This is a genomic window from Nonomuraea sp. NPDC052116, from assembly GCF_040680035.1.
GTDB classification, from domain to species: Bacteria; Actinomycetota; Actinomycetes; order Streptosporangiales; family Streptosporangiaceae; genus Nonomuraea; species Nonomuraea angiospora_A.
The window spans coordinates 83,133-94,379 of record NZ_JBFAWA010000036.1; the positions used below are offsets into that span (position 1 = coordinate 83,133).

Here is an 11,247-nt window from a genome sequence, read left to right on the forward strand (position 1 = left end):
TCAAAAAAGGCGCGTACTTCCATCGGCGGTCACCCTAACTACCACCCTCGACTCTCTGTGATTCCCACTCTTACACGCTCGCTCCCGAACCACACGAGCAGCCGCACCCAGCCCTCACGCGAGTGGGGCGCCGTCACCGATTGGGGAACCATGACCGAGGTAGGCAGAGGCATGGCGAAAAGCCTGTTCTCCCGGCGTGCCTTCACCGCCTCCGCGGCGTTCGCCGCGGTCGCACCGTTAGTAGCATCCAGCCAGGCCGAAGCAACGATCGACAAGCCCGCGGACAAGCCCGGCAAGGGCAACGTCCGCCGCATGACCCTCTACGCCGAGCGGTTGCCGGACGGCCGGCTGGGCTACGGCCTGGAGCCCGGCAAGCCCACGATCCCCGGCCCTCTCATCGAGATGGTCGAGGGCGACACCCTCGAGATCGAGATGGTCAACAACCTGGACGTGCCGGCCAGCCTGCACGTGCACGGGGTCGACTACGACGCGGCCAGCGACGGCACCAGGCTGAACGACAGCGTGGTGGAACCGGGCGGCCGGCGTACCTACACCTGGCGCACCCACACCCCCGGACGGCGTCCGGGCGGCAGCATCGAGCCCGGCAGCGCCGGCTACTGGCACTACCACGACCACGTCGTGGGAACCGATCACGGCACAGGGGGGATCCGGCAGGGGCTCTACGGGCCGCTGGTGGTCCGCCGGAAGGGCGACCTCAGGCCGGACAAGCAGTTCACCGTCGTCTTCAACGACATGTCGATCAACAACCAACCGGCCCATCAGGCGCCCGAGTTCGTCGCGAGGCTCGGCGAGCGGGTGGAGTGGATCGTGATCACGCACGGCGAGTTCTACCACACGTTCCACATCCACGGGCACCGCTGGGCCGACAACCGCACCGGCCTGCTGGAACACCCGCACGACCAGAGCCGGATCATCGACACCAAGATCACCGGACCGGCCGAGTCGTTCGGCTTCCAGGTGATCGCCGGGGAGCGCGTCGGCCCGGGAGCGTGGATGTACCACTGCCACGTCCAGAGCCACTCCGACATGGGGATGGCCGGGATCTTCACGGTGACCGACGCGGACGGGAACATGCCCGATCACTCGGGTGACGGCCACGCGGGCCCCACGACGAGCCCCACGACGGGCCCCACGACGGGCCCCACGACGGGCACGCATCACTGACGCGGCCCAGGACCCGGCCGCGGCAGAACCCTCAGCTCTTCCCCAGCAGGTCCCGAATCACCCTCAACCCGAAGGAGCGAACGATGGGCCGAAAAGCCCTCTTACCGCCCCGACCAACCGCTTGGCGCCGCTTACTGATCACGATGTCGAGCGCCGTCCTGATCCTCGGGCTGGCGACCCCCGCCGCCGTACCCGCCCAGGCACAGGCCGCCGCGCCGAAGCCGCCGGAACATGGCCCCGACAAGGGCCCTGTCAGCGTGCTGGTCTTCCACGGCCCCGCCGACAAGCAGGACGACCCGGTCAAGCAGGCCACGGCGGCGATCAAGGAACTGGGCGGGAAGAACGGCTTCTCCGTCGACGCCTCGCAGGATCCGGCGGTCTTCACCACCGACAACCTGGCGCGCTACCGCGGCGTGGTGTTCCTGTCCGCCAAGGGCTCGGAGCTGAATGACGGCCAGCTGGCCGCATTCCAGGCGTACATCAGGAACGGCGGCGGGTTCGTCGGAGTCCACGACGCCGCGCGCGCCCAGGCGGACTCGGCCTGGTTCACCGAGCTGATCGGCACCCGCCCCGCCGGCGCCCTGCCCCCTCCGGAGAAGGTGGTGGAGAGCGCCGCCAGCGCTGAGAACCCGCCGAACGAGACCAAGGACAAGCTGTTCGACGGGAGCAACGACACCAAGTGGCTGGCTCGGACGCCGACCGGATGGGTCCAGGGGAAGCTCGAGAAGCCGGTCGCGATCGCGCACTACGCGTTGACGTCCGCCAACGACTTCCCCGGGCGTGACCCGAAGGACTGGGCCCTACAAGGCTCCCAGAACGGGACGGACTGGACCGACCTCGACAAGCGGAGCGGGGAGAGCTTCCCCCAGCGGTTCCAGACCAAGGAATACACGTTCGCCAACAGCACGGCGTACCCGTACTACCGGCTCAACATCACCGCGAACGGCGGCGAGCCCCTGATTCAGCTCGCCGAGCTGCGGCTGTTCGGCCCCACCGCCGGAGAGCCCCCGGAGAGCAAGCCGCAGGAGGCCGTCGTCGACCTCGTCGACCGCCAGCACCCGGCGAACAAGGGGCTGCCCTTCACCGTGAAGCGCACCGACACGTGGATGAACTGGAGCCCCAACCCGCTGGGCAAGGTCCACACGGTCGCGCAGGTCGGCGAGCACACCTACGACCAGGGCCTGAACGGCAACGGCGCGTTCCATCCGATCTCGTGGTGCCGCGACTACGACGGTGGCCGGTCGTTCTACACCGGCATGGGCGGCACCAAGGCCGGCTACACCGGCGACGAGCAGTTCCAGAGCCACCTCGGCGGCGCCATCCGGTGGGCGGCCGGCCTGGTGCGCGGTGACTGCCAGGCGACGATCGCCTCGAACTACACCGTCGAGCGGCTGACCGCGCAGAACAAGCAGGGCCAGCTCGACCAGATCGGCGAGCCCCACGGCCTGACCATCGCCCCGGACGGCAAGGTCTTCTACATCGGCAAGGCGGCCTGCACGACCGGCCCGATCGCCGACTGGAACGACCCCAAGGTCGGCCTCGGCTGCGGCACCATCCACCAGTGGGACCCGAAGACCAAGCAGGTCAAGCTCCTGACCACGCTCGCCGTCATGGGCAACCGCGGCAGCGGCGACGAACTGGTCAAGAACGAGGAAGGCCTGATCGGCATCACGCTCGACCCCAAGTTCGAGCAGAACGGCTGGGTCTACGTCTACTGGATGCCGCACGAGTCGATCGACAGGGACAAGCGGATCGGCAAGCGGACGGTCTCCCGGCTCACCTACGACGCCGCCAACCAGACCATGGACCAGGCCACCCGCAAGGACCTGCTGCAGTGGGACACCCAGATCCACAGCTGCTGCCACGCGGGTGGCGGCATGGCCTTCGACAAGGACGGCAACCTCTACGTCGGCAGCGGTGACAGCAACTCCTCCGGCGGCTCGGGCGGCTACTCCGGCAACAACTGGACCGCGGACTACAAGGGCGTCTCGTTCCAGGACGCCCGCCGTACCGCGGGCAACACCAACGACCTCAACGGCAAGATCCTCCGTATCCACCCGGAGCCCGACGGCACCTACACCATCCCCAAGGGCAACCTGTTCACCGGCAAGGAGGAGGGCGGCGGCAAGACCCGCCCGGAGATCTGGGTGATGGGCGTCCGCAACATCGCGCGCATCGCCTGGGACAACGTGAACAACTGGCTGACCGCCGGATGGGTCGGTCCCGACGCCGGCGGCCCCAGCGAGACGTGGGGTCCCGCCAAGTACGAGACCGCCACGATCCTCAGGTCCGCCGGCAACCAGGGCTGGCCGTACTGCATGGGCGACAAGCAGCCCTACCGTGACCGCAGCAACGTCGACGCCACCCAGCCCGCCGACTGGTACGACTGCGACCACCTGAAGAACACCTCACCGCGCAACACCGGCCTCGTCGACATCCCGCCGGCGCGCGCCAACATGATCTGGTACTCGCCCCAGGGCGGCGGCCCCGTCTACCCGAAGCGGAACGACGGCAGCGGCCTGCCCACGTACAAGCCGGGCGAGGAGACCCTGACCATCCCCTACCTCAAGGGCGGCGGCCAGGCGGTCATGTCGGGGCCGACCTACCATCGCTCCCAGGTCGACGCCGACAGCGGTGTGGCGTGGCCGGCGTACTGGGAGAACAAGTGGTTCATCGGTGACGAGTCCAACGGCAACAACCGCGTCGCCGTGACCGTCGACCCGAAGACCGTGCCCGAGGCGGGCCGGCCCGTGTTCGGCGAGGACCTGCGCCAGATCATCCCGGGCGGCGGCGGCACCACTCAGATGCAGTCGTGGATGGACGCCAAGTTCGGGCCGGACGGCGCGCTCTACATGCTCGACTACGCCGGCGGATTCTTCAGCCTCCACCCCAACCAGAAGCTGATCCGCGTCGCCTACAAGGGTGGTCCGGCGACGCCGAACCCGAGCTTGGCCGTGGCGCGTCCCGTCCGGCAGAGCGACCCGAGGACGATGGCGTTCTCCAGCACGAGGGCCGGCGGCGTGTCGTGGGAGTGGAACTTCGGCGACGGCGGCCGGCCGTCGAAGGAGGCGAACCCCACGCACTCCTACAAGGACTTCGGCACCTACAAGGCGACGCTGAAGGTCACCTACGCCGACGGCACGACGGCCACCGGCACGATCGACGTCAAGGTCGAATGCACCGCCCCCGACGCCCGGCCGACGGTCCGGCTGCTCGACACCGACACCGGCGTGGCCAACCGCGTGGCCGGCGGCGGCTGCACGCTGAACGACCTGATCGACGACGAGCGCGACTGGAAGAACCACGGCGAGTTCATGAGCCACCTCAACGACGTGGTGAACAGGGCCCGTAAGGACGGCGTCATCGACGACCGCGAGGCGTCCGCGCTCAAGAAGGCGGCCGCCGAGTCCGAGATCGGCAAGACGAACGGATACGAGACCCTCTTCGACGGGACGGCGCAGTCGCTCCAGGGGTGGACGCAGGCCCCGTCGGGACAGTTCACCCTGCAGCCGGACGGAACGATCCGCGCCTCCGGCGGTCTCGGAATGCTGTGGTACTCCAAGAAGGCGTACGCCGACTTCTCGCTGAGGCTGCAGTTCCGTGACGTCGCGCCCGACGCGCTCCGCGCCAACAGCGGGGTCTTCGTACGGTTCCCCGACCCGAGGACGCCGCTGGAGCAACGCCCGGCGGGAAGCTGCGGAACGGCCGGCTCGGCCCGTACGTCGCCCGCCTGGGTCGCGATCTTCTGCGGTCACGAGATCCAGATCTACGACGGCGACACCGGCGAGCCGCAGAAGACCGGCTCCATCTACAACTTCGCCGCCTCGGGCCTGGACAAGGCCGGGGTCACCCCGAAGGGCACGTGGAACGACTACGAGGTTCGGGTGGTCGGGCAGCACTACACGATCACCCGCAACGGCAAGGTGATCAACGAGTTCGACAACACGCCGGGCAAGACGTCGTCCCGCGCCGGCGACCCGCCCACGGACCTGCGCCAGTTCATCAGCGGGTTCGTCGGGTTGCAGAACCACGGCAACAACGACGCGATCGAATTCCGCAACATCCGGGTGCGCGAACTCTAGGCCGGTCCCTCGGCCGGGTGCCGGGCCGGGGCGCCTGCCCCGCCCGGCACCCCACCCCAGCCGCGCAGACTCTGAGAGGTATCGATCCCATGCATATCCGATTGATCCATGCCTTACGCAGGACGTTCAAAGCCGCTGCCACGGCGCCGGGCCTGGCCGTGATGTTGCTGGCCGTGGGGCTTCCCGCGCTCTTCCTGTCGTCGGTCCAGGCCGGCACGCAGCCCCCCATGCGGCTGACGGCCCAGGCGGACCAGGTGCTCACCTGGAACGCCGACAACAGCATGACCGCGTACAAGTCGACGCCGGACACCGCAACCGCGGGGCCCACCACCATCGTCTTCGAGAACAGTGCGGCGACCGGCAACACCACCGGCATGACGCACACCCTGACCTTCGACGTCTCCACCCCCGGCTACAACCACGACGTCAGCCTCAACATCATCGCCAGCCCCTTCGACGCGAACGGCGGCCGGCACCAGGCGCAGGTGAACCTCACTCCGGGCAAGTACCGCTTCTTCTGCGCGATTCCCGGTCATGGCCAGATGGTCGGCGAGCTGGTGGTCACCGACGGCGGCGGCGCGGACACCACCGCGCCGCAGGTGTCGGCGCAGGTGGCGGGCGACCGCAACGACGACGGCAACTACGTCGGCTCCGCGACCGTGACCCTCACCGCGAGCGACACCGAGTCGGGGGTGGAAACGGTGGAGTACGCGCTCGACGGCGGGGCGTTCACGGCGTACTCGGCTCCGGTGACGGTCAACGCAGTGGGTGCGCACACTGTGCGTTACCGGGCCACCGACAAGGCGGGCAACACCTCCGACCCGGGCACGACGACGTTCACCGTGGTGGCCCCTCCAGGACAGGACACCACTCCCCCGCAGGTGACCGCCCAGGTGGCGGGCGACCGTAACGACGACGGCAACTACGTCGGCTCCGCGACCGTGACCCTCACGGCGACCGACGCCGGGTCCGGGGTGGACAAGGTGGAGTACTCCCTCGACGGTCAGCCGTACGCGGTGTACGCGCAGCCGCTCGCCGTCACCCAGCCGGGCGCCCACACCGTGGCCTACCGGGCCACCGACAAGGCCGGCAACACCTCCGACCCGGGCACGACGACGTTCACGGTGGTGGCGGAGCAGGAGAAGGACACCACTCCGCCGCAGGTGACCGCCCAGGTGACCGGTGACCGGAACGACGACGGCGACTACGTCGGCTCCGCGACCGTCACCCTCACCGCGACCGACACCCAGTCCGGGGTCGACACCGTGGAGCACTCCCTGGACAACGGCGCCTTCACGGCGTACTCGGCTCCGGTGTCGGTCAACCGGCCGGGCGCGCACACCGTGCGCTACCGGGCCACCGACAAGGCCGGCAACACCTCGCCGGTGGGCTCGGTGACGTTCACCGTGGCGGCTCCTCCGGGAGAGGACACCACTCCGCCGCAGGTGACGGCGCAGATCACCGGCAACATGGACTGGGCCTGGAACTACGTGGGCTCCGCCACGGTGACGCTCACCGCGACCGACGCCGGGTCCGGGGTCGACAAGGTGGAGTACTCCCTCGACGGTCAGCCGTACGCGGTGTACGCCAAGCCGCTCGCCGTCACCCAGCCGGGCGCCCACACCGTGACCTACCGGGCCACCGACAAGGCCGGCAACACCTCGGCTGTCGGCACGGCCAGGTTCATGCTGGTCAAGTCCGCACCGGGCCCGGGATGCCCGAAGCCGGGCAAGGGCTGCAAGGACAGGTGACCCCGGCCGGCGGGCGGCCTCCCTCTCGAACGCCGCCCGCCGGTCTCGGTGCGCTTCCCTCGGTCGGCCACCGCCTCGCCGCCCTGATCGCGGATCTCGCGGGCGACCGCCTCGGCCGGGCCGGTGTCCGCGCCGTCACCGGCGATCGAGCCGCCGAGGTCGTTGACCACGACGCGGCGGGTCGTCCCGGCGCAGCCGCGCGAACAGCGGGTTGAGGTCCAGCTTCTCGGCTTCGAACGGGTGGCTTCTGGGTCGCGTCATGATCTCGGCGCCGGTCGTCACCAGGCGACGGGCAGCTCGTGGACGCCGTAGATGCTCATGTCGTTGCGGAACCTGATCTGCTCGATCGGCACCGCCGGCCGCAGATCGGGCAGCCGGCGCAGCAGCGTGGGCAGTGCGATCTCGAGTTCCGCGCGCGCCAGGACCTGGCCGAGGCACTGGTGGACACCGTGGCCGAAGGCCATGTGACCACGGGTGTTGCGGTCGAGGTCGAGGCCGTCGGGGTCGCCGACGAAGGCCGGGTCGCGGTTGGCGGCGGGCAGGTTCATGATCAGCCCTTCGCCGGCGCGGACGAGCTGCCCGCCGATCTCGATGTCCTCCTTGGCCACGCGGGCGACCAGGCTGTGCACGATCGTGAGGTAACGGAGCAGCTCCTCGACCGCGTTCGCGACCACCTTGGGGTCGTCGGTGTCGCGGAGGCGGGCCAGTTCGTCCGGGTTCTCCAGCAGGGCCAGGGTGCCGAGGGCGATCATGTTGGCGGTGGTCTCGTGCCCGGCGTTGAGCAGGATGAAGCCGTTCATCGCGATGGTCTCGCGGGTGAGCTCGCCGGTCGCGAGGTACTCGCGGACGAGGCGGCTGATCAGGGCGTCGTCGGGCTCGCGTTCCTTCTCGGCGACGAGGTCGGTCAGATAGCCGAAGATCGCCACGTTGGCCTTCAGCCTCTCCTCCTCCGTGGCGGTGCGGCTCATCAGGACGGAGGTGACGTCCTGGAAGAACCGGTGGTCCGTGTACGGCACGCCGAGCAGCAGGGAGATCACCAAGGACGGGATGGGCAACGCGTACGCCTGCACCAGGTCGGCGGGGCTGCCTTCGGAGATCATCTCGTCGATGAAGTTGTTCGCCATCCGCTCGATCTCGGGGCGCATCGCCTGGACGCGCCTGACCGTGAAGTCCTTGGTCAGCATGCGGCGCAGCCGGGCGTGCTCGGGGTCGTCCATCCGGGGGAAGACCTGCGGCGCGTTCGCGCCTCCGCCGGCCTGCTGGGAGGGGACGTCCGCGCTGACCCGCGGGTCGGTCATCGCGACCTTGATGTCCTCGTACCGGCTCACGGCCCATACCTCCTGGCCGTGCCAGTTCACCCGCCGCAGACCGTCCGTCGCGCGCCACTGCGCGTACTCGGGGGCCGGGTCGAAGGGGCGGCGCGGGTCGCGGTCACCGGGGAAAACCGGCAGGTCGGTGTTGGTTTCAGTGCTCATGGAGTCCTCCTGGGGAGTTACGCGGCCGTCGCTTCGGCCAGAGCCGCGGCCCACGGGCCGCGATGAGGGCACGCCAGGCGCGCAGGATCTTGTGGACGACTTGCCCGCAGCGAGCACGCCGGTCAGCAGCCGCGCAGGGCACCCGCCGACGCGCCGACGGTCAGGATCCGGTTCACGACTCGGTCAGGTGAATCGCCGCGGCCGGGCAGACCATGGCCGCCTCGCGAACGGCGTCGTGGTGCTCGGCCGCGGGGGTATCGTCCAGCAGGATCACGACGCCGTCCTCCTCACGCTGGTCGAAGACCTCCGGCGCGAGCAGCACGCACTGCCCTGCGGCAACGCACTTGTCGGCTTCCACGCTCACGTTCATCGGACCTCCCCGCTGAACCGACAGTTGACTGTCGGTTTCTTCTGGCGGCGACGCTAGCACAAATGGCAGCCGACTGTCGGTTGCTATGCTGTCGTGGTGGTCACCGAAACTGAGCGGCCCTTGCGCGCCGACGCCGCGCGCAATGCCGAGCGCATCCTGCGTACTGCCCGTGCGGTTTTCGCCGACGTCGGCCCGGACGCGCAGCTCGAGGAGATCGCCCGCCGCGCCGGCGTCGGCGCCAGGACGCTCTACCGCCACTTCCCCACCAAGGCGGACCTGGTCCGCGCCGCTCTGGGCCAGAGCATCGCCGAAGACCTCACGCCGGCGGTCGAGCAGGCGCTCGACGACGACGATCCGCTGCGTGGCCTGGTCAGCCTGATGGAAGCCGCGTTGCGCCTGGCGGCGCGCGACCTGAGCACCCTGGCCGCCGCGCGGAACGCCGGCACCCTCACCGCGGAGGTCTACACGCCGTTCTACGAGTCGCTGACCGAGCTGGCCCGCCGCGCGCAGGCAGCGGGCCTTCTACGCGCCGACCTCGTCCCCGACGACCTGCCCAGGATCATGGCCATGCTGACGAGCACGCTGTGGAGCATGGACCCGGACGGCGACGGCTGGCGGCGCTACCTCGCGCTCGTCTTCGACGGCCTGTCACCCGCCGCGGCGCATCCCCTGCCCCCGGCCGCCACCCTGCTCAAGGGGCCACGGCCGGGCGACTGGCTGCTCTGAGCGTCACCCCGGGACGGCGGCGAGGTGGGACACCCTCACCCACGTGCTGCCCGATGGGATCGCGGCCATGGTCAGCAGCCGCGAGGACGTCGTCGTGCTACTACGGACGGCCCGGGAGAACCCGGGCATTCTGGCCGCACACCTGGCCTCGTTCGAACGCATCAAGCGACTGCTGGCGCAGGTGGTCGCCGAGCGCACCGGCGCGGACCCCGAGCGCGATCTGGCCTCCCGCCTGCTCGCCGCCGCCGCCGGGGTCGCGGTGCAGACCTCGATCGAGGCATGGGCGGCCGGGGACGGCTCGATCAGCCTGCCTGACGTCGTCCGGGAGAGCATCGCGCAGTTGCGTTCCGGCATCCCGCTGGGCAGCGCCGCCGCACCACCTGCTCGCTGAGCACCCGCCCAAGCCATGGGACAGGCCGCTCGATTTCGGCGCGCCTGAGGGCAGGCATGCGCTTTGAACCCTTCCGTACGAGAAGCCGCATGACTCGAAAGGGAAATCGATGACCAGTACCGTGAACACCGCTCCGCAGCTGCCTTTCGACCGGCCCAACCCGCTGGAGATCGCACCGCTGTACCGGGTGCTGCGGCGCGAGGCGCCGCTGGTGAAGGTGACCACCCCGGCCGGTGACCCCGCGTGGCTGGTGATCGGGTACGAGGAGGCGCGTCAGATCTTCGGCGACGCCCGGTTCGGCCGGTCGCATCCCGCACCGGAGCGGGCCGCCCGCATCTCGCAGTCGGCGCTGGCCGGCGGCGCCGAGGTCAGCTACGACACCGAGCAGCACGAGCACACCAGTTCGTCGAGCCGCCGCGCTGCTGTTCGCCGGGCACGAGACGACCGCCGCCCGGATCGACTTCGGCGTGCTCTGGCTGCTGTCCGACCTGCGGCGGCGGGACCGGTTCGTCGCCGACCCCGACGGCCGGGTGCAGACGACGGTGGAGGAGATCCTGCGGACGTCCGCGCCGGCCGGGCTCGGCCTGCTGCGTTACGCCCACGAGGACGTCGAGCTCGGCGGGGTTGCCATCGCGCGCAGTGACGCCGTCCTCATCTCGAACGACGCGGCCAACCGGGACGGGACGAAGTTCGCCGACCCCGACGCGTTCGACCCCGAGCGCAAGCCCAACCTCCATCTCTCCTTCGGCCACGGCATGCACGTCTGCATCGGCGCCAACCTCGCCCGCACCGAGCTGCGGATCGTGTTCCCCGCGCTGTTCCGCCGTTTCCCCCATCTGCGCCTGGCCGTCGGCCTCGACGACATCAAGATCCTCACCAACCAGCTCACCGGCGGCGTGGACAAGGTCCCCGTTCAGTGGTGATCCGCGGTGTTCGAGAGACGATCAAGCCGATGAACCCAAGGAGCAACAACGCCCGGTCTTCCCCGTCCCTCGACACGCCGATTGCCCTCGGACCAAGCGAGGGCGGGCACCGATGGGTCACGCTGACCGACCCGGAAGGCAACGAGTTCGACCTCTTCGAGGACACTCTCGCCACTCCTTGAGAGGTCGGGCTCGGCATCACCGAGGGCGAGCCGGCCTGGTCGCCGCGCGCCGACGCTGCCGAGCGGGCGGCCGGCGCGAGGCCGCCCAGCTGACGCTCCCCGCGCCGGCCGACTTACCGTCCCCGATGCCGGTGCCTGATCCGGACCGCCACCCGGTACGCC

9 protein-coding genes are annotated in these 11,247 nt (G+C 69.8%); 7 read left to right on the top strand and 2 right to left on the bottom strand.

Going from position 1 to position 11,247, the window contains the following annotated elements:
• Positions 1-171 precede the first annotated feature (171 nt).
• From AB0L65_RS48080 to AB0L65_RS48090, 3 genes are all read left to right on the top strand, one after another.
• On the top strand, positions 172-1,185 hold the full coding sequence (locus AB0L65_RS48080; protein ID WP_364260854.1) for a multicopper oxidase domain-containing protein: 1,014 nt from the start codon (positions 172-174) through the stop codon (positions 1,183-1,185).
• A 143-nt stretch (positions 1,186-1,328) separates the two neighbouring features.
• A complete protein-coding gene (locus AB0L65_RS48085) occupies positions 1,329-5,267 on the top strand; it encodes a ThuA domain-containing protein (RefSeq protein WP_364260857.1) in 3,939 nt (1,312 codons plus the stop codon).
• An 89-nt stretch (positions 5,268-5,356) separates the two neighbouring features.
• A complete protein-coding gene (locus AB0L65_RS48090; RefSeq protein WP_364260860.1) occupies positions 5,357-7,018 on the top strand; it encodes a chitobiase/beta-hexosaminidase C-terminal domain-containing protein in 1,662 nt (553 codons plus the stop codon).
• A 278-nt stretch (positions 7,019-7,296) separates the two neighbouring features.
• On the opposite strand, the gene AB0L65_RS48095 is transcribed toward AB0L65_RS48090, so the two are convergent.
• A complete protein-coding gene (locus AB0L65_RS48095; protein ID WP_364260863.1) occupies positions 7,297-8,493 on the bottom strand; it encodes a cytochrome P450 in 1,197 nt (398 codons plus the stop codon).
• Between the two features lie 172 nt (positions 8,494-8,665).
• A complete protein-coding gene (locus AB0L65_RS48100) occupies positions 8,666-8,863 on the bottom strand; it encodes a ferredoxin (protein WP_364260865.1) in 198 nt (65 codons plus the stop codon).
• Between the two features lie 96 nt (positions 8,864-8,959).
• Between AB0L65_RS48100 and AB0L65_RS48105 the strand changes: the two genes are divergently transcribed.
• The 4 genes from AB0L65_RS48105 to AB0L65_RS48120 all read left to right on the top strand — a co-directional run bounded on the left by AB0L65_RS48105 (position 8,960) and on the right by AB0L65_RS48120 (position 11,085).
• Entirely contained in the window at positions 8,960-9,589 is a 630-nt protein-coding gene (locus AB0L65_RS48105; RefSeq protein WP_364260868.1) for a helix-turn-helix domain-containing protein, read from the top strand.
• 43 nt (positions 9,590-9,632) lie between these two features.
• The gene (locus tag AB0L65_RS48110; RefSeq protein WP_364260871.1) at positions 9,633-9,980 is read left to right on the top strand and encodes a hypothetical protein; all 348 of its coding nucleotides are present in this window, start codon (positions 9,633-9,635) and stop codon (positions 9,978-9,980) included.
• A 467-nt stretch (positions 9,981-10,447) separates the two neighbouring features.
• On the top strand, positions 10,448-10,903 hold the full coding sequence (locus AB0L65_RS48115; protein ID WP_364260873.1) for a cytochrome P450: 456 nt from the start codon (positions 10,448-10,450) through the stop codon (positions 10,901-10,903).
• 29 nt (positions 10,904-10,932) lie between these two features.
• A complete protein-coding gene (locus AB0L65_RS48120) occupies positions 10,933-11,085 on the top strand; it encodes a hypothetical protein (protein WP_364260876.1) in 153 nt (50 codons plus the stop codon).
• Positions 11,086-11,247: the final 162 nt, after the last annotated feature.

Excerpts from the sequence above, each read along its gene's own strand:
- AB0L65_RS48080 (WP_364260854.1), top strand. The coding sequence starts at position 172 with ATGGCGAAAAGCCTGTTCTCCCGGCGTGCCTTCACCGCCTCCGCGGCG.
- AB0L65_RS48085 (WP_364260857.1), top strand. The coding sequence starts at position 1,329 with ATGTCGAGCGCCGTCCTGATCCTCGGGCTGGCGACCCCCGCCGCCGTA.
- AB0L65_RS48090 (WP_364260860.1), top strand. The coding sequence starts at position 5,357 with ATGCATATCCGATTGATCCATGCCTTACGCAGGACGTTCAAAGCCGCT.
- AB0L65_RS48095 (WP_364260863.1), bottom strand. The coding sequence starts at position 8,493 with ATGAGCACTGAAACCAACACCGACCTGCCGGTTTTCCCCGGTGACCGC.
- AB0L65_RS48100 (WP_364260865.1), bottom strand. The coding sequence starts at position 8,863 with ATGAACGTGAGCGTGGAAGCCGACAAGTGCGTTGCCGCAGGGCAGTGC.
- AB0L65_RS48120 (WP_364260876.1), top strand. The coding sequence starts at position 10,933 with ATGAACCCAAGGAGCAACAACGCCCGGTCTTCCCCGTCCCTCGACACG.